18 protein-coding genes are annotated in these 17,111 nt (G+C 63.2%); 10 read left to right on the plus strand and 8 right to left on the minus strand.

Annotated features, from left to right (window positions below; genetic code table 11):
- The first annotated feature begins 117 nt into the window (after positions 1–117).
- From FJ948_RS22050 to FJ948_RS22070, 5 genes are all read left to right on the plus strand, one after another.
- On the plus strand, positions 118–918 hold the full coding sequence (locus FJ948_RS22050; RefSeq protein WP_140708107.1) for a methyltransferase domain-containing protein: 801 nt from the start codon (positions 118–120) through the stop codon (positions 916–918).
- A 27-nt stretch (positions 919–945) separates the two neighbouring features.
- The gene (gene betI / locus FJ948_RS22055; RefSeq protein ID WP_246677581.1) at positions 946–1,638 is read left to right on the plus strand and encodes a transcriptional regulator BetI; all 693 of its coding nucleotides are present in this window, start codon (positions 946–948) and stop codon (positions 1,636–1,638) included.
- Positions 1,639–1,668: 30 nt separating this feature from the next.
- On the plus strand, positions 1,669–2,751 hold the full coding sequence (locus tag FJ948_RS22060) for an ABC transporter substrate-binding protein (RefSeq protein ID WP_140708111.1): 1,083 nt from the start codon (positions 1,669–1,671) through the stop codon (positions 2,749–2,751).
- Positions 2,752–2,868: 117 nt separating this feature from the next.
- Complete coding sequence (locus tag FJ948_RS22065) at positions 2,869–3,942, plus strand: extracellular solute-binding protein (protein ID WP_140708113.1); 1,074 nt, start codon at positions 2,869–2,871, stop codon at positions 3,940–3,942.
- Entirely contained in the window at positions 3,939–5,249 is a 1,311-nt protein-coding gene (locus FJ948_RS22070; protein WP_246677582.1) for a flavin monoamine oxidase family protein, read from the plus strand. Before FJ948_RS22065 ends, FJ948_RS22070 begins: the two co-directional genes overlap by 4 nt.
- On the opposite strand, the gene FJ948_RS22075 is transcribed toward FJ948_RS22070, so the two are convergent.
- Genes FJ948_RS22075 through FJ948_RS22085 form a run of 3 tightly spaced genes read right to left on the minus strand, consistent with a single transcriptional unit; the run spans position 5,213 to position 8,041 of the window.
- Positions 5,213–6,286, minus strand: a complete 1,074-nt coding sequence (locus FJ948_RS22075) for an ABC transporter ATP-binding protein (RefSeq protein WP_140708510.1) — start codon at positions 6,284–6,286, stop codon at positions 5,213–5,215. The genes FJ948_RS22070 and FJ948_RS22075 overlap by 37 nt on opposite strands.
- Before the next feature lie 16 nt (positions 6,287–6,302).
- Complete coding sequence (locus FJ948_RS22080; RefSeq protein ID WP_140708117.1) at positions 6,303–7,127, minus strand: ABC transporter permease; 825 nt, start codon at positions 7,125–7,127, stop codon at positions 6,303–6,305.
- Positions 7,124–8,041 carry an ABC transporter permease gene (locus FJ948_RS22085; protein ID WP_140708119.1) on the minus strand — a complete coding sequence of 306 codons (918 nt, stop codon included), beginning with the start codon at positions 8,039–8,041 and terminating at the stop codon, positions 7,124–7,126. The genes FJ948_RS22080 and FJ948_RS22085 overlap by 4 nt, the downstream gene beginning before the upstream one ends.
- A 271-nt stretch (positions 8,042–8,312) precedes the next feature.
- On the opposite strand from FJ948_RS22085, the gene FJ948_RS22090 reads away from it, so the two are divergent.
- Positions 8,313–9,731 (plus strand): aminotransferase, encoded by a 1,419-nt coding sequence (locus FJ948_RS22090; protein ID WP_140708121.1) that lies wholly within the window; start codon positions 8,313–8,315, stop codon positions 9,729–9,731.
- Between the two features lie 40 nt (positions 9,732–9,771).
- On the opposite strand, the gene FJ948_RS22095 is transcribed toward FJ948_RS22090, so the two are convergent.
- Positions 9,772–10,974, minus strand: coding sequence for an aromatic ring-hydroxylating dioxygenase subunit alpha (locus FJ948_RS22095; protein WP_140708122.1), 1,203 nt, complete (start codon positions 10,972–10,974; stop codon positions 9,772–9,774).
- Here FJ948_RS22095 and FJ948_RS30375 point away from each other — a divergent pair.
- Together FJ948_RS30375 and FJ948_RS22100 are read left to right on the plus strand one after the other, a co-directional pair.
- Complete coding sequence (locus FJ948_RS30375) at positions 10,973–11,143, plus strand: hypothetical protein (RefSeq protein WP_181173767.1); 171 nt, start codon at positions 10,973–10,975, stop codon at positions 11,141–11,143. The two genes, FJ948_RS22095 and FJ948_RS30375, sit on opposite strands and share 2 nt — an antisense overlap.
- A gap of 305 nt (positions 11,144–11,448) precedes the next feature.
- Entirely contained in the window at positions 11,449–11,856 is a 408-nt protein-coding gene (locus FJ948_RS22100) for a hypothetical protein (protein WP_140708124.1), read from the plus strand.
- Positions 11,857–11,994: 138 nt separating this feature from the next.
- Here FJ948_RS22100 and FJ948_RS22105 read toward each other — a convergent pair whose 3' ends face one another.
- Both FJ948_RS22105 and FJ948_RS22110 read right to left on the minus strand, forming a co-directional pair.
- Positions 11,995–14,082: an ATP-binding protein gene (locus FJ948_RS22105; protein ID WP_181173768.1), complete on the minus strand. Its 2,088-nt coding sequence runs from the start codon at positions 14,080–14,082 to the stop codon at positions 11,995–11,997.
- 80 nt (positions 14,083–14,162) lie between these two features.
- Positions 14,163–14,936 (minus strand): response regulator transcription factor, encoded by a 774-nt coding sequence (locus tag FJ948_RS22110; protein ID WP_181173769.1) that lies wholly within the window; start codon positions 14,934–14,936, stop codon positions 14,163–14,165.
- 45 nt (positions 14,937–14,981) lie between these two features.
- Between FJ948_RS22110 and FJ948_RS22115 the strand changes: the two genes are divergently transcribed.
- Complete coding sequence (locus tag FJ948_RS22115; RefSeq protein ID WP_140708126.1) at positions 14,982–15,683, plus strand: response regulator transcription factor; 702 nt, start codon at positions 14,982–14,984, stop codon at positions 15,681–15,683.
- A gap of 70 nt (positions 15,684–15,753) precedes the next feature.
- Here the strand turns inward: FJ948_RS22115 and FJ948_RS22120 are convergent, their stop codons facing one another.
- A complete protein-coding gene (locus FJ948_RS22120) occupies positions 15,754–15,921 on the minus strand; it encodes a hypothetical protein (protein WP_140708128.1) in 168 nt (55 codons plus the stop codon).
- Positions 15,922–15,958: 37 nt separating this feature from the next.
- Positions 15,959–16,321: a hypothetical protein gene (locus FJ948_RS22125; protein WP_246677583.1), complete on the minus strand. Its 363-nt coding sequence runs from the start codon at positions 16,319–16,321 to the stop codon at positions 15,959–15,961.
- 313 nt (positions 16,322–16,634) lie between these two features.
- On the opposite strand from FJ948_RS22125, the gene FJ948_RS22130 reads away from it, so the two are divergent.
- Complete coding sequence (locus FJ948_RS22130; protein ID WP_140708129.1) at positions 16,635–17,090, plus strand: L,D-transpeptidase; 456 nt, start codon at positions 16,635–16,637, stop codon at positions 17,088–17,090.
- Positions 17,091–17,111: the final 21 nt, after the last annotated feature.

Raw genomic sequence — 17,111 nt, forward strand, 5'->3', positions numbered from 1 at the left:
CATTCTGTCCAGCCATTCTGAATGAATGTTCAACAAACGGTGTTGCGTTTTCGCGCATGTACGCTACGCTTTGCCGGCGTTCGAACGAGCATTCCGTCGATTGGGGACCGAGGGCTGATGATCGAAGCGGCAGAGGCCGAACCGGAATATGACGACACCGCCATCCGCTTCCTCGAGGCGCTGTGGGGCGAAGGCTATCTGTCGCCAGGCGGGCCCGAGGAGGTAAACCGGGTGGTCGAGGGCCTTTCGCTGAAGGGCAGGACGATCCTCGATATCGGTTGCGGCTGCGGCGGCATCACGCTGCATCTGGTCGAGCATCACGGCGCTGCGCATGCCACCGGTTTCGATGTCGAACGGCCGGTGATCGCGGCGGCCAGACAGCGCGCCGCCGCGCGTGGCCTTGGCGGGCGCGCCAGCTTCGTTCAGGCGCCGCCGGGATTGCTGCCTTTCGCCGACAGCTCGTTCGATGTCGTCTTCTCCAAGGATGCGCTGCTGCATGTGGCTGACAAGGACGCCCTGTTCGCCGAGATATTTCGCGTGCTCAAGCCGGGGGGTGTTTTCGCAGCCTCCAACTGGATGATCTCGCATGACGGCGAGCCGTCGCCCGAGATGAAGGCCTATGTCGCGGCCGAGGGGCTGTCCTTCGCCATGGCTTCACCGGCGCGCTATGCCAAGGCGATGCGTGGCGCGGGCTTTGCCGATATCACCGTCAGGGACCGCAATCCCTGGTATCGCGAGGTCGCGCGCGGGGAGCTGGAAAGGCTGAAAGGGCCGCTCTATCCGGCCGTTACCGCCGTGGTGGGCGCTGCCTATGTCGACAAGAACATCAAGACCTGGGAGGCCATGCAGAAGGTGCTTGACAGTGGCGAGCACCGTCCCACTCATCTTCGCGGATGGAAGCCGGATGCAAAGGGATAGCCGGCGATGCTGGAGGCCATCACACGCATGAAGACGGCAGACGCCAGGGACGCCCTGCTCGAACCGGCACGCAAAGTCGACGCCGAGAAGCGCGGGCGCAAGGCCTCCAAAGAGGTCAGGCAGCTTCAGCTCATCGAGGCGACGATCGATTCGCTTGCCAAGCGCGGCTATTCCGAGACGACGATGGCCGATGTCGCCGACGGCGCCGGCCTGTCGCGCGGCATCGTCAATTTCCACTTCGAGAGCAAGGAAAAGCTGCTCGTCGCCACCTTGCAGTATATGTATGATGAATACTCAGCGCACTGGCGCAATGCGCTGCAGAAAGCGGGGGACGACCCCGCCCGCCAGTTGCAGGCGCTGGTCGCGGCAGATTTTGATCGTTTGATCTGCAACAAGCGCAAGCTCGCCGCCTGGTGCGCCTTCTGGGGCGAGGCCAAGTCGCGGCCGACCTACCAGGCACTGAGCAGCGCGCGCGACGTGGTCTACCAGGATATCTTCATCGAGCTCTGCGCCGCGCTGAAGCAGAGCGGCTCCTATGCCTATGAGCCGCCGGTCATGGCCTTGGCGCTCAGCGCCATGCTGGAAGGCTTGTGGCTGCGGTTGATGATGGGAACCGAGGACACCACCCGCGAGACCGCCTTGCAGGCGGCCAATGAATTCCTGTCGGCGGCGTTCCCCAAACATTACCCGCGGAAGGCCGCCGGCACGACAGGATCATAAAAACAGAACACCACAGAGGATGGAACAGCGATGAAGACATTCACACGACGCCTGACCCTGACATTTGCGCTGGCCGCGACGCTGGCGACTTCCGGCGCCGCCCTGGCGATCGCCGCCGACAAGGACCTGATCGTGTTCGACTGGTCGGGCTATGAGGCCCCGAGCTTCCATCCGAAATATGTCGAGAAGAACGGCGATTCCCCGACCTTCGCCTTCTTCGGCGACGAGGACGAGGCGTTCGAGAAAGTCCGCTCCGGCTTCAAGGCAGACCTTGGCCACCCCTGTTCGCAGAGCGTGACGAAGTGGCGCGAGGCCGGCCTGCTGCAGCCGCTCGACACCTCGAAGATCACGGGCTGGAAGGATCTCAACCCCGGTATCATGGCGATGAAAAATCTCGCCACGACCGATGACGGCAAGGCCTGGTTCATGCCTTGGGACTGGGGCAACACGCAGCTCACCTACAACTCGTCGAAGATCGACGCCAAGGATGTGCAGTCGCTGAAGGCCTTTGCCGATCCGAAGTTCAAGGGCCGGGTGTCGATCGGCGACAATGTCGACGATGCCTACGCGCTGGCGGCGCTCGCCATCGGGTTGAAGGACTGGACCAAGATGACGGACGACCAGTTCAAACAGGCGTCCGACTTCCTGCGCGAGGTGCACAAGAATGTCCGCTCCTACTGGACCGACACCACCGACGTCGTCCAGCTGCTCTCCGGGGGCGAGGTCGATCTCGCCTGGGCCTGGAACGACGCGACGGTTCAGTCGGTCGCCGCCGGCGTGCCGATCAAGTCCGTAAAGGATACGAATGAAGGCATCTCGACCTGGGTCTGCGGCTATGTGCTGTTCAAGGACGCGCCCGGCAATGTCGAGAAGGCCTACGATTATCTCAACGCCGTCAACGATCCCGAGATCGCCAAGGTGCTGGTCAAGGACTGGGGCTATGGCCAGGCCAACGCCAAGGGCATGGCTGGCGTCGACCAGGCGATCCTGAAGGAAAAAGGCTATGACGACGTGCAGAAATTCGTCGACAAGACGCTGTTCCAGTCGCCGTTGCCGTCCGATCTCAAGCTCAAGATGATTGCCGAATTCGAGAAGATCAAAGCGGGGTACTAGCCCTCCGTTCGAAGAGCCCATCCGTCTGTCGGCGACGCCGGCGGATGGGCTCGCCAAAGCGCGTGAATTTGCCTAACCTCGCCCCGACATCTTTCGCGATGAGGGAGTTTTCGCGCCATGAATTCCATGCTTCGCCGCCTTGTCGTCGCCGCAGCCTGCATGATGGGCGCCGGCGCGGTCTATGCCTTCGCGGAAGGCGGCGAGCTCGTCGTGTTCGACTGGTCCGGCTATGAGGACCCGTTGCTGCATCCCGCCTACACCGCCAAACATGGCGCCGAGCCGACCTTCGCCTTCTTCGGCGACGAGGACGAGGCGTTCGAGAAGATGCGGGCCGGCTTCAAGGCAGACATCGCGCATCCCTGTTCGCAAAGCGTGTCGAAATGGCGCGACGCTGGCATGCTGCAGCCGCTCGATACGTCCCGGATCGCCGGCTGGAAGGATCTCAATCCCGGCATCATGGCGATGAAGAACCTCGCCACCACCGAAGACGGCAAGGCTTGGTTCATGCCGTTCGACTGGGGCAATACGGCGTTGCTCTATCGCACCGACAATGTGACGGCCGACGAGGCGAAGTCGCTGCGGATCCTGGCCGATCCGAAATTCAAGGGGCGCGTCACCATCGGTGACAATGTCGACGACGCCTATGCGTTGGCGAGCCTGGTCATCGGGCTCAAGGACTGGACCAAGATGACCGACGCCCAGTTCAAGGAGGCGTCCGACTTCCTGCGCCAGGTGCACAAGAACGTCCGTCTCTACTGGACCGATTCGAGCGACATCGATCAGGCCTTTTCCGGCAACGAGGTCGACCTCGCCTGGGGGTGGGGCCAGACGTTGATCGCGATGAGCGGGCAAGGCGTTCCCGTCGCCATGAACAGGGATACGAAGGAGGGGATGTCGACCTGGGTCTGCGGCTACGTGCTGATGAAGGACGCGCCGGGAAAGCTCGACCAGGCCTATGATTTCCTGAGCGCGGTCAATGCGCCCGATATCTCGAAATACATGGTCACGACTTTCGGCTATGGCCATGGCAACAGTGCCGGCATGGCGACGATCGACCACAAGGTGCTGGCCGAGCGTGGCTTCGACGACATCGACAAATTCCTCGACAAGACCCTGTTCCAGCAGCCGGTTGCGCCGGAACTGAAGAAGCGGATGGTCGACGAGTTCGAGAAGATCAAGGCCGGCTATTGAACGACAAAACCGAAAGAACCGACGTCGTCATCGTCGGCGCCGGCTTTACCGGCCTGTCGGCCGCGCTCGAACTGAAACAGGCCGGCATCGATTTTGTGCTGCTCGAAGCGCGCGATCGTGTCGGCGGGCGGGTCGAGGCTGTCCGCAACGAGCTGGGCGAATTGATCGACAGCGGCGGTCAGTTCCTGTGCGTGGATATGCCTGAGGTGATGGCGCTGGCCATGGCGCACGGCAAGACGCTCGTCGAGACCTATGTCGATGGCGAGTTCATCACCCATCCATCGCTGACCCCGGCGAGAGCCGAGCGTACCTATCATGCGTCGATGGCGATCCGCGAGCGCATGAACAGCACCGATCCGGACGACCCGGCAATTGCCGGACTGACTGTCGCGGCCTGGTTGGAACAACAGCATGACACGGCCGATACCAAGGCGGCTTTCCGGTCGCTCGTAGAAGGGCTGTGGTGCCTGGCGGCGGACAAGGTGCCGCTCTGGTACCTGATCGACAATGATCGCCGCATCACAAACGAGGTGTTCGAGCTGCAGTATTTCCTGCGCGAGACCATGCAATCGCTGGCCGAGGATTTGGCCGGCGAGCTCGGCGACCGGCTGCGGCTGAACGAAGCGGCAACGCGGATCGAGCATGGATCGCAGGGCGTTCGTATCGCCACGACGGCGGGGGCCGTCGAAGCACGGGAGGTGCTGATCGCCCTGCCGCCGGCGACGGCCGCCAAGCTCGAATTCGCGCCCGCCTTACCTGATGCCCTGGCGAATGCGCTGACCGTCTGGGAAAGCGGCGCGGTGATCAAGATGCTGGTGCGCTACGGCAAGCCATTCTGGCGCGAGCGCGGCCTGAGCGGCATGGTCATGTGGCGCGATCTGCCTGGACTCTTTGTTTGCGATGGCAGCAAGGACAGTGACCATGCCGCGGTCATCGTCTTCGTTGGTGGTCCCCTGGCGCAGCGCTGGCACGCGCTCGGCGACGCGGCATTGGAGGCGGAAGTAACGGCAAGGCTGGTGGACGCGTTCGGCCCCGCGGCAAACGATGTCCTCGACCTCAGCGCCCGCGACTGGACGCATGACCGCTGGAGCGGTGGTGCCTATAGCGACCTCATCGTCGATGTGACGGCCAGGGATGCCGAGCGCACCATTCTTGCCGGCGCGCCGCCGCTGCATTTCGCATCGTCGGAATTGTCGCCGTCATTCCCGGGCTATGTCGAAGGCGCGATCGTTGCCGGGCGCATCGCGGCGCTGAAGATCATCGTCGATGTTCAGTCGGCCATCGCCACCAACGCTTCCGGATCATAGGCGAGGCGGATCGAGGTGCCGACCGGGATGTCGTCGGCGCCGAAATCGTTGGTCTCGGTCACCGACAGCGGCTTTTCCAGGCCGGGGATTTCGACGATCAGATGGGTGATCTCGCCGAAATAGTGGCGCTCGACCACCTTGCCGGCGACCTCGAATTTGGCTGTCGCATTGTCCCACAGCACGCGCAGGCGCTCCGGCCGGATGCCGAGCGTCGCGCCGCCGCCATTGCGCACGAAAGCCTTCGGCTTGTCGGTCTTGATGCGGCCGAATCCCAGCGTGTCCACGACCAGCGAGGCGCCGCTCTCCTCGACGATCTCAGCCTTGACGAAATTCATGCCGCCCAGGAAATCGGCGACCTGACGGTTGACCGGCCGCTGGTAGATTTCCTTGGGCGAGGCGACCTGGGCGATCTTGCCGCCAAACATCACGGCGATGCGGTCGGACATTGCGAGCGCCTCATACTGGTCATGGGTGACGAGCACGAAGGTGATGCCGACGGCCTGCTGCAGGCGGCGCAGTTCGACCTGCATCTGCTCGCGCAGTTTCTTGTCGAGCGCCGACAGCGGTTCGTCGAGCAAAAGCACCTTGGGCCGCATCACCAGTGCGCGGGCCAGCGCCACACGCTGGCGCTGGCCGCCGGAGAGTTCGGTGGCGAGCCGCTTGCCGAGACCGGTGAGCGAGACCTGCGCCAGCGCCTCCTCGACCCGGCGCTTTTCCTCACCGCCCTGCAGCTTCAGCCGCTTCAGTCCGTAGGCGACATTCTGTTCGACATTGAGGTGCGGGAAGATGGCGTAGCTCTGGAAAACCATGTTGGTCGGCCGGCGGTTGGCCGGGATGCCTTCCATGGGCTGGCCGCCGACCGCGATCGAACCGCTGGTCGGGTTGTCGAACCCGGCGATCATGCGCAAGAGCGTGGTCTTGCCGCAGCCGGAGGGGCCAAGCAGCGAGAAGAACTCGCCTTCCCTGATGGTCAGGGAGGCGTCGTCCAGCGCCTTGAACGCTCCGTAGCTGCGGGTGACGTTCTTGATCTCGATCATGGATCGTTGCGGCTGCTCAGGCATAGAGGCCTCCCTCGTTCTGGGTGCGTCTGGCCGCGCGGCGACGCAGGATTTCGGCGATCGTCATCAACAGGAAAGAAGCGACCAAGAGCAACGTGCCGAGCGCCAGCACGCCGGGCAGTTTCGAGGCAAAACGCAACTGGCCCCAGATGTAGATCGGCAGCGTCGCCTCGGTGCCGGTCAGGAAAAAGGCGATGATGAATTCGTCCAGCGAAATGGTGAAGCAGACGAGCAGGCTGGAGATGATGGCCGGCGCCACCATCGGCAGCGTCACACGCCGGAACGTGCCGAAGGCGCTCTCGCCGAGATCGGCGGAGGCTTCCTCCAGGCTGCGGTCGAAACCCTCGAAGCCGGAGGTCAGCACCGTCATCGAATAGGGGATGCAGACCAGGACATGGCCGAGCACGACGGTGAACAGCGACAGGCTCAAGCCAAGCTGCAGCATCACCAGCAGCATGGAGATGGCAACGATCACTTCGGGCAGCACCAGCGGCGCCATGATCAGTCCGTTGATGGCACGGCGGCCGGGATAGCGGTAGCGGGTGATGGAGCGGGCCGCGAGGATGCCGAGTACGGTGGCGAGCACGGAAGCCGACACGCCGACGATCAGGCTGTTCCAGGCAGCGTCGAGCAGCGCCGGCGTGCGCGGCAGGTCCTCGTACCATTGCAGGGTGAAGCCGGTGAGCGGGAATTTCGGTGTGGGCGCCGTGTTGATCGAGAAGATCGGCAGGAAGATGACCGGCAGATAGAGGAAGACGATGTAGAGGAACGCATAGGCGGACAGCCAGCCGCCGGGCAGGAAACGAGACCGCGCTGTCATCGAGCCATCCTTTGCAAGGCGCGGATGATCAGCACCGTGGCGCCGGCCATCAGTGAGACGATCAGCATGGTGGTGACGGAAAGTGCCGCACCGAGCGGCCAGTTGGCGGCCTTGCCGAACTGCGCCTGGATGGCATTGGCGATCATGACGCCGTCCTTGCCGCCGACGAGCTTCGGCGTGACGTAGTCGCCGACCGTCGGGATCATGACGATCAGCGCGGCTGAAATGATGCCTGGCGCCGACAGCGGCAAGGTCACGCGCAGGAACGAGCGCAACGGGCCGTCGCCAAGGTCCGTGGCTGCTTCGACCAGCGTGCGGTCCACCTTCTCCAGGGATACGAAAATCGGCAGGATGGCGAAGGCCGCCCAGGCATGGGTGAGCGTGATGATGACGGCGCTCGAATTGTAGAGCAGGGCGGTCGACGGTTCGTCGATGATGCCGAGGCCCATCAGCCCGGAATTCAAGACGCCATTATAGCCCAGGATGACCTTCCACGACATGACGCGCAGGAGATAGCTGGTCCAGAACGGGATGGTGATGAGGAACAGCCAGAGGCTCTTGTGACGGCCGCCATGGAAGGAAATGAAGTAGGCGATCGGGTAGGCGAGGAGGACCGTAAAGAAACTGACCGTCAGCGAGATGTAGAGCGAGCGCCACAGGAGATCGCGGTAGATCGGCTCGGTCAGTGCGACGCGGTAGTTTTCCAGCGTGAAGGTGCGGTCGATGGTCAGGTAATGCTGCGTCCAGAAGGAGTGGGCGATGACCACCAGGATCGGCAGGACCAGGAGGATGAGCGCGTAGAGGAAGGTTGGGCTGATCAGGGCAAAGCCCTGTACGGGCTCGGATTGCAGAAGGGCATTTCGTCTGGCCCGCGTCATGCGCAACGGGGGCGCCCCTTCCGCGGCCGCCGTCATTGCCCGACTCCGGGGGGCAGCGCTCCTGGCATGATCTTGGTTGCTGGCCTGGACTCTTGCGCCATGCGGCATCCCATTTTGATGACGCCGACTGTTGTTCCCCTTGCCGGCTTTCTTTCATCATGCGCGCATCAGCGGATTGAAATCAAGCGCCATTTCTGCGATGTTGATTGAACGGACATTCAAGATTTGATGCGGAAAGCCCCTATTTCTGGGATTTTCTTCTGATTTCATGTCCGAGAAAAAATCGTCAAGAGATGTGGAGGCGAGCATGGCGGCGATGAGAGACCTGAAGGCGACCGAAACGGCAGCGCCCGGAGGCGACGATGCCATTGAACTGGGCAAGCGGCATCTCATCCAGCCTTGGCCTTATGCCGGTTCGGTCGGCGCCGAGGCACGCGCGCTGATCGGCGAGGGCGACGGCATCTACATCACCGACAGCACCGGCAAGCGGCTCATCGATGGCCCGGCCGGCATGTGGTGCGTCAATGTCGGGCATCGCCGCGAGGAACTGGCCAAGGTGATGTACGATCAGGCGATGGCGCTGTCCTACAACACGCCCTGGTACACGATGAACGCGCCGTCGGCGGAGCTTGCCATGCGCATCGCCGGCCATGCGCCGGGCGATCTCAGTCATGTCTTCTACACCACCGGCGGTTCCTCGGCCGTCGAGACGGCGCTGCGTTTCATGCAGTTCTACAACAATGTCCGCGGCCGGCCCGAAAAGAAGCTGATCCTGAGCCGTGGCGGCGCCTATCACGGCTCGACCTATCTGTCGGCCTCGCTCAATGGCCGCCCGCGCGACCGCGACTGGATGGACGGCGCCGACGAACTGGTGGTAAAGCTCGCCTCGCCCGATCCGTTCCGGCGCCCGCAAGGCATGAGCCTTGCCGCCTTCACCGATTTCCTCGTCGACCAGTTCCGCGACACGGTCGCGCGTGTCGGCGCCGACAGAATAGGCGCCTTCGTCGGCGAGCCCATACAGGCCTCTGGCGGCGTCGTCATACCGCCGGACGGCTATCTCAAGCGTATCCGCGAGGTCTGCCGCGACAACGACATCCTCTATGTCTCCGACGAGGTGGTGACGGGCTTCGGCCGGCTTGGCCACGTCTTTGCGTCGGGTGATGTTTTCGGCATCGATCCCGACATGATCACCTTCGCCAAGGGCGTCACCTCGGGCTATTTCCCGCTCGGTGGCGTCATCATTTCCGAGCGGCTGCTGGAAGAATTGCGCCGTTCCAATCATCCCGACGCACTGTTCGGCCACGGCCTGACCTATACGTCGCATCCGATCGGCTGCGCGGTGGCCTTGAAGAATCTCGACCTGCTGGAAGAAAGCGTGCTTGCCCACACGCAGGCGGTGGCGCCCTATTTCCAGGCGCGGCTGAAGACGCTGGAAGAGCTGCCGCTGGTCGGCGAGGTGCGCGGCGTGGGGCTGATGGGCTGCGTCGAATGCGTCGCCGATCGCGAAAGCAAGGATCCGCTGCAGCTCGACAAGAATGTCGGCAAACGCATCGATGCGCACTGCCACGAGCTCGGTCTTTTGGTGCGGCCGCTGATCAACATGTGCGTGATGTCGCCGCCGCTCATAATCACGCGCGAGCAGATCGACGACATGGTCGGCATTTTGCGCGAGGGTATTTCGCGGACGATGGACGATCTGAGGAAAGAGGGCGTGTGGCGGGGGTGACATGCTTCCTTCTCACCGTTCTACGGGGAGAAGGAAGGGGTTACCCTCGCGACCGCAGCGCGTCGTTCAGATTCCACATGTCCTTTTCCTCAGGCGCGGTCTCCAGGCCGAGCACCGGAATCTGCCGGCGCAAATGGTCGTGGTGGGTGCGCACGCCATATTCGAGGTCGGAGAGGTAAAAGCCCTCGAAGGCCTCGGACAGCATGGATTCGTTCGACCAGACCGAAAGCTGCACATCTTCCGACATGGTGTCGCGGTCGATGCGGAAGGAGAGGTAGCGGGCGGCGGCCTGCTCGCGGCTTTCGTCCCCGTAGCGGTAGATGGCGCCGCGCAGCAGGGTCTCGCTCGTCGACAGCGGGAACTCCTGATAGAACTGCACCGATTCCGGCATCACCGACAGAACGGCGTTGGGGAAGATGCCGTAATAGACCCAGGCCTTCCTGAGATGGTCCGGCAGATGCGTCGGCTCCGGTGCGATGTTGACGTAGTTCTTGACGCTCCAGCGGCGGCCGGCATGCGGGTTGTAGCTGGCGAAGGAACGCGAGACGCCGTTGACGAAAGGCTCGTCGAAATAGGTGGCGCCGTAGAGATCCTGCAACGCCGGGTGCGCCATGGCGACGTGATAGCCTTCATTGTCAACGTCGCGCACCGACTTCCAGTTGACCGGTGTCTTCTGGGTCCAGGTGCCCCAGGAGGGCACCATGTCGGCGGCCTTGTAATGGGCAAATTCCGGTTCGATCGGCTTCAGCAGTTCGGCGACGGAGGGCTGTGGGCCGCCATCGCGGAAGCGGATGAAGATGAAGCCCATCCAGACTTCGAGATGGAGCGGCATCAGGCCGAACTCGGTCTTGTCGAGATCGGGGAAGGAGCGCGGGCGGGCTGCGCCGCGCAGCGTGCCGTCGAGATTGTAGACCCAGCCATGGAACGGGCAGACCAGCGCGTTCTTGCAATTGCCCTGGCTGTCGGCGACGACGCGGCTGCCGCGGTGGCGGCACATGTTGTTGAAGCCGCGCACGACGCCGTCCTTGCCACGCACGATCAGCGCGCGCTCGCCAACGACGTCCATGGTGAGGTAGTCGCCGGCGTTCGGTATGTCGCAGACATGCCCGGCGATCTGCCAATGATTGCGGAAGACATGCTCCTTCTCCAGTTCGAGAAGGGCGGCGGAATGGTAACTCCAGCCCGGTAGTCCCCGCCGGTCCCAATCGTTCGGGATTGCCACGTCACGGAGGTGCGGGTTCATGAAACGTCTCTTCTTTTTATTGAATGATCATTCAATAAAATCACATTTTTCATTGAAATGCAACGGCTTGTGGAAATCAGACGATTCACCATTGAAAATCCAGACGCCGGTTTTAGCAGAATTTCGCATCGCGGTTGGCCCTGAAAACCCCGAAGAATCCGGGTGTTAGCCAGGGTCCCAAAACCTCCACCCGCCGCCGGGTCACGCCGCAAATCGTGCTCTCCGGACAGACCCTGCGGACAGGGCCTTTGTCGGTAAGAAAAGCCTCGCCGACGCCCCCGCCGCCCACGGAGGCGCACGGACAGCGCAACGTGCTACCCCGAATCGGAATGGCCAATGACCGATTTTGACCGATTCTGCCCGTATTCATGTTTCAATCCGGTTACATGCTCGGGCTGTCGTCACCTTTGCGTCGTTACAGAGCGCGATTAAATTCGTTTCATCGCAAAAAGAAAATCAACGAAGGGGACGACGATGCATGCGAAAGTCCAGATCACCAGCGGCAACCGCTTTCAGGCTCCAGAGCGCTCTGACCGCCGCCCGAAGCTGGCGCTTCGCCAGCGCGCCAGCGACCACCCGATGGCAATGTTCATGGCGCTGGCTGCTTGCGCCTTCGCCGGCATGGCGTTCACGCCGACGGTCGGCCCAGCCTTCGCTTCGTTGAATCCGCCGGCCAACATCGTCGAAGGCGCACCGACCACAACCACGACCGCCCGCCTGCCGATGCCGGCGATCGATTTCGCCTGCAAGGGGCAGGCCTGGGGCGCCGAGAACGTGGACTGCCTGCGCGCCATTGCCCAGCAGTCCGGAACGCACAAGGCCCGCGCGATCCGCATGATCGCCAACGCCGCGCCGCTGACCGGCACGCCGAACATCTTTTGATTTCCGCCTCCGGGTTTCTGGCCCGGGCATGATCTTAAAAAACAGGTTCCCGTTTGGGGATCATGCCCTGGACTCCCCGAGCGCTTCCTCCAGCGCTCCCCTCGGCTCCCGCCGCCCTGTCGGCCGGGGGCCTCTTTTTTATCCTTGCGACACTGCCTGCTCGGCAATGGTCGAAAGCACGCTGCGCACATCCAGCGTGCTGAATGGTTTTTCGAGGATCTGTGGCCGCTGCTGCGCCGGCAAGGCTTCGATTTCCGCCTTGGCGCCGATCAGGTCGCCAGTGACCAGCACGAAGCGCCGCGCCAGATCGGGCCGCTCGGCAAGCAGTTCCCGGTAGATCGAAATGCCCGATATCCCGGGCATGCGCAGATCCGAAAAGACGATGTCGGGCGGCATGTGGCCGCTCAGGGTGGCTTCGCGCGATTCCCAGATCGACGCGGTCCGCGACTTGATGCCCATCAATTCGAGGATGTCGGACAACGAACCGGCGACGTCAGGCTCGTCATCGATGATCAGGGCATGGCGAAGGCCGCTCGATCGTGGCTGGCTTTCGCCGGCGGCGGCGATACCTGCCGATATGGCCGGCAACTGAACGACGAAACGCGCGCCCCTGGGTAGTACTTCCTCGAACCAGACATTGCCATTGTGCCGTTCGATGATGGATTTCGAAATCGACAGGCCGATGCCCGTGCCGACGCCGACCGGCTTGGTGGTGAAATAGGATTCGAAAATGCGGTTGCGGATCGCTTCCGGCACGCCGGGGCCGTTGTCCTCGACGGAAAAGCCTGGATTGCCGCGCTCGCTTCGAAACGTCCGCACCTTGATCAGACGGTCGCCGGCGATGCCGGCCAGCGCATGCTGGCTGTTGATGAGGAAATTGGCCGCCACCTGGGTCACGTGGTCGGCATCGGCCATGGCCAGCAGCGGACCCGGCGCGAAATCGGTATCGATGATGATGCCGCTCGAGCGCGCGCCATAGGCGGTCACCTCGAGAGCGGCGCGGATCACCTGGTTGAGATCGGTCTCGGCCTGCGCCGCCGGATGGAGCCGGACCATCGACAGGAAGCTCTTGACGATGCGGCCGCAGCGCTCGGCGGCGGCACGCACCTTCTCGGCACGAACCTTGGTCTGGGGGTCGGATGCGAATTCATGCAGCAGCGTCGATTGTGCGACCACCACGGCCAGCGGGTTGTTGAGTTCGTGCGACACGCCCGCCAGCAGCGAGCCCATTGCCGCCATTTTCTCGTTCTGGTGCAGCTTCTCGCGCTGGCGGTTGATCTCTTCCTCGGCGCGCAGCTTGTCGCGCAAGTCGCGGATCGAGCCGAAGATGAGGCGACGGTCGGCGACCCGCATCTCTGTCGCCGTCAGTTCGATCGGGAACACCTCACCGGCGGCATTCTGGGTGACGGTTTCCAGCCGCTGGCCGACCATCGGTGCGCCACGGCCCGACATGTAATCGGCGCCAGACATATAGCCCTTGCGGTAGTAGACCGGCACGATGGTGTCGAGCAGGTCCTTGCCGAGGATGGCGCTGCGCGGAAAGCCGAACATCTTTTCCGCGGCCGGATTGAATTCGATGATCGACCCGGCCTCGTCGATGACGATGATGGCGTCCAGCGAGGCCTGCAGCATGGTGCGGCGGATCACTTCGCTGGCATGGGCGTCGGAGGGCGAGTGTTCGATGGCGTCGCCGATGGCGAGTGCGATGATGTGCAGCGTCGCCTCTTCCTCGTCGGTCCATTCACGCTCCTCGACGCAGTCGTTGACGGCGAGCGTGCCCCACAGATGACCGTGCGCGAAGACCGACACCGACAGGAACGACTTGATGTTCTGCTTTTCGAAATCGTCCCTCAGGAATCCTTCGAGATCGCGCGTATGCCCGGCGAAAATCTTGCCCTGCCGCTCATCCTCGGCCAGCCGCTCCAGCAGCGGATCCGAATTGACGATCGACTGCATGATGACGGTCGGTGAGGCCAGTTCGCCGCCGAAATCGGGGTCGATCCAGTAGGCGGCGACAGACTGGGCGAAACCCTGGCCGGGCAGTTCGCGCAGACGAAACAGGATGCCGCGTTGGCACTCCATGGCACGGCAGAGCGTTTCCAATATGCCGTCCATTTCGCGCTGCCAGTCGCCGGCCTCGCGCAGCCGGCGCACGACGCGCACGGCCGCCATCGCCGCGCCCTGCCTGAAACCCTGCATATCCGTGCTTGCCGTGTCGCCCGTCATTGTCAGCCGTCATTCCCAGAGTCACGCCACTTCGATCGTCTGGCAACGGCTGCGAAGCGGAAACCCCGTGGGTCCGACGCTCAGTTGCCGTCGCCGGTCGGCAGCGAGAAGATATAGCCTTCGCCGCGCACCGTGCGCAGGAATCTTGGGTTGGCCGGGTCGCTCTCGATCTTCTTGCGTAGGCGCATGATGCGGATGTCGACGGCGCGCGACGATTCCGGGTCCTCGGTGAAGCCGATCGCCTCCGAGATCGCGGCCCGGGTCAAGAGCCGGTTGGCGCGGGTCAGGAAAACTTCCAGCACGTCGAACTCGCTCTTGGCCATGTCGATCACCATGCCGTTGGCGCCCGTGACCAGCCTGCCGTCGAGATCGGCCTGGAAGGGGCCGAAGGCGACGGAGCGCCGATCCGTCCTGGCTTTCCTGTCCGGCAGCTCCGTCGGCTGCGGGACGCGGCGCAGCACGCTGCGGACTCTCGCCAGCACTTCGCGCAGTTCATAGGGCTTGACGATATAGTCGTCGGCGCCGAGTTCCAGCCCGACGATGCGATCGAGCGCGGTGCCGGCGGCGGTCGCGTAGATGATGCCGATCGGCATTTTCGAGCGCAGCCAGCGGCCGAGCGACAGGCCGTCCTCGCCCGGCATGGCGATGTCGAGGATTGCCAGATGGAAGGGCTGCGTTTCGACGAGGGCGCGCGCGGCGGCCGCGTTTTCGGCGGTGGCCACGTCGTAGCCGGAGGCGCCGAGATATTCGGCCACCGCGTCCCTCAGGTCGGGCTCGTCCTCGACGATGACAATTCTTGCCCGCACTATGCTCTCGCTCCCACTTTCAGTGGAAAGTAGATTGGGTATAAACATGATGTCCAGCACTCATATCCGGTTGCCAGGGAACGGTTGGAAAACATGGCCGCAAGAGCCGTCATCGCGCTTGTTTCCGTCGCCGAGGTGGTGGCGACCGAGCTTGCCGACCATCTCGACCGGCGCGGCCATGACGTGCGCCAGGCGCGGCAACCCTGGGAGGCGGAATCGCTGCTGGCGGGCGGCGGCATCGACGTCGTCGTCGTTGGCGACAGCCTCAGCCAGGCCGAGGGTCGAGATCTGCTCAGGCGCTATGGCCATCAAGGTGGCGGCGGCGAGGGTGGACCGGATTTCATCCTGATCTGCCGACCCGCCGATCTCCTCGACAAGGTGCTGGCGCTTGAGCTTGGCGCCGCCGACGTCGTCGAAAGTCCGCTCAATGTCAGGGAACTTGCCGCGCGCGTCGGCGGCCTGCTTTCGCGGCGCGGCAGGGGCACCCAGGAACTGATTGTGCTGGAGAACGCGACCGTCGATCTGAGATCGGCGATCGTCATGCATCGCTCCGGTACGCAGGAGCAGCTCTCGCCCGGCCAGGTGGCGCTGCTCAGGCTGTTCCTGGCGAGCCCGCGCAAGGTGCTGACGCGTGACGACATTATCGCCGCCGCGCCCGCCGAGAATGCCGACGCCTTCGATCGCTCGATCGATTCGCGCATCGTGCGGCTGCGCCGCAAGCTCGACACCGAAACCATCACCACCATACGCGGCGCCGGCTACAGGTTCGATCCGCCACGGCAGTTCGCCGACTGACGGTCCTCTTTTCCCGCTGGTTTTCCGGATGAACATCGGCCTTTCCATCGTCACGCCGATGTCACGAGGTTCAGCGCACCACCAGCAATGACGGGCCCGAGGGCATTTCGCCGCTCGTGACGAGTTCGCTTGCGTGAGCACGCTCCTTGAGCAGCACGGTGGCGAGAGCGGCAAAGCCGAGCAGACCCTGTGCGTAGAGCAGCGCGGAAAGCACGGAAGCCGCAAATTTTGTTTTCATCGTCCCAATCCCCAAAATGAATCTGTCGCGGGTCGCTTCAGGAAACTCCCGAAGTGCCCGCGCCGCCCACGGAGCCCCCCGTCGCGGCGCGGGCCTTCGGTCCTCTCGGCAGCAAGTTGCCGGAGGGGCCGCGCAATGCCAGCAGCCGAAGGCCAACCCGCCAGAGGGCCTTCAACCGGGCGATGCGCAGGCTGGAAACAATCCAGACCAAGGCGCAAAACAGGGAAACGTGCAGGGTTGAAATCTCACTCGAACTTATCGCTGCCAGCCTCGCCGCGGGATCGCCGGCAACTGTGCCGACGCCGCCGATGGCTGCCGCCGCGATGTTGATCCTGAAGAGCCAGGACCGCGTGTTCGTTTTCGTTCCCGTGATCGTTGCTGTTTGCTTTCGTTGCGTCAACTTTTGCGTCCAATCCGTATCCGGATCATGCCGCCGGAGCCGCGCTTTGTTGCAGATTGGTTTCGAAATAGAGCCTGTCTCTTTCACGTATAGGCAATGCGAACTTTCGTTTCGAGGCGGATACCTTTGTGCCTCGTCGTCCCGGACCGCCGATGGCGACCACACTGGCGCGCTTCGATTGCCTGTCCTGTTGACCAGGGGAAACAAATTCGAAACGCAAACGAGCATTCAGCGAAATATGTCCGAAACACGCGAGGGGGATAAGCCAGCCATCGAATTGGAGCCGGCTCGACCGGCAGAGAGAGGGGACATCATGCACACCACCATTTCCGCCAAGCTCATCAACGTTGCCGCCGCCGCGCTCATGGGCAGCGCACTTCTGTTCGACGCCCACGCCGCCCACGCCGCCAACACCGTCGTGGCGCGCGTCTCGCTGTCGCAGCAGGTGATGGAAGTCTCGGTCGACGGCCGGCCGACCTTCGCCTGGAAGGTTTCCACCGGCGACAGGACGCATGTGACGCCGACCGGCTCGTTCAAGCCGACCCGCATGCATGAGATGTGGTATTCGAAGAAGTACGACAACGCGCCGATGCCGCATTCGGTCTTTTTCAGCGGCGGCTACGCGGTCCACGCCACCTATGCCATCAAGCGCCTTGGCCAGCCGGCCTCGCATGGCTGCGTGCGGCTGCATCCCGACAATGCCGCCGACTTCTACCAACTCGTCGAGACCTTCGGGCCGGCCAACACCAGCATCGTCATCGTCAAGTAGCGGCAGGTTTGCTGCCTCCGG

Source organism: Mesorhizobium sp. B2-3-12, from assembly GCF_006442205.1.
Lineage (GTDB): Bacteria > Pseudomonadota > Alphaproteobacteria > Rhizobiales > Rhizobiaceae > Mesorhizobium.

Bases quoted from the DNA above. Each gene is read 5' to 3' on its own strand.
- FJ948_RS22050 (WP_140708107.1), top strand. From the start codon at position 118: ATGATCGAAGCGGCAGAGGCCGAACCGGAATATGACGACACCGCCATC.
- betI (WP_246677581.1), top strand. From the start codon at position 946: ATGAAGACGGCAGACGCCAGGGACGCCCTGCTCGAACCGGCACGCAAA.
- FJ948_RS22060 (WP_140708111.1), top strand. From the start codon at position 1,669: ATGAAGACATTCACACGACGCCTGACCCTGACATTTGCGCTGGCCGCG.
- FJ948_RS22065 (WP_140708113.1), top strand. From the start codon at position 2,869: ATGAATTCCATGCTTCGCCGCCTTGTCGTCGCCGCAGCCTGCATGATG.
- FJ948_RS22075 (WP_140708510.1), bottom strand. From the start codon at position 6,286: ATGATCGAGATCAAGAACGTCACCCGCAGCTACGGAGCGTTCAAGGCG.
- FJ948_RS22080 (WP_140708117.1), bottom strand. From the start codon at position 7,127: ATGACAGCGCGGTCTCGTTTCCTGCCCGGCGGCTGGCTGTCCGCCTAT.
- FJ948_RS22085 (WP_140708119.1), bottom strand. From the start codon at position 8,041: ATGACGGCGGCCGCGGAAGGGGCGCCCCCGTTGCGCATGACGCGGGCC.
- FJ948_RS22090 (WP_140708121.1), top strand. From the start codon at position 8,313: ATGGCGGCGATGAGAGACCTGAAGGCGACCGAAACGGCAGCGCCCGGA.
- FJ948_RS30375 (WP_181173767.1), top strand. From the start codon at position 10,973: ATGAAACGTCTCTTCTTTTTATTGAATGATCATTCAATAAAATCACAT.
- FJ948_RS22095 (WP_140708122.1), bottom strand. From the start codon at position 10,974: ATGAACCCGCACCTCCGTGACGTGGCAATCCCGAACGATTGGGACCGG.
- FJ948_RS22100 (WP_140708124.1), top strand. From the start codon at position 11,449: ATGCATGCGAAAGTCCAGATCACCAGCGGCAACCGCTTTCAGGCTCCA.
- FJ948_RS22105 (WP_181173768.1), bottom strand. From the start codon at position 14,082: ATGACGGGCGACACGGCAAGCACGGATATGCAGGGTTTCAGGCAGGGC.
- FJ948_RS22110 (WP_181173769.1), bottom strand. From the start codon at position 14,936: ATGTTTATACCCAATCTACTTTCCACTGAAAGTGGGAGCGAGAGCATA.
- FJ948_RS22115 (WP_140708126.1), top strand. From the start codon at position 14,982: ATGGCCGCAAGAGCCGTCATCGCGCTTGTTTCCGTCGCCGAGGTGGTG.
- FJ948_RS22120 (WP_140708128.1), bottom strand. From the start codon at position 15,921: ATGAAAACAAAATTTGCGGCTTCCGTGCTTTCCGCGCTGCTCTACGCA.
- FJ948_RS22130 (WP_140708129.1), top strand. From the start codon at position 16,635: ATGCACACCACCATTTCCGCCAAGCTCATCAACGTTGCCGCCGCCGCG.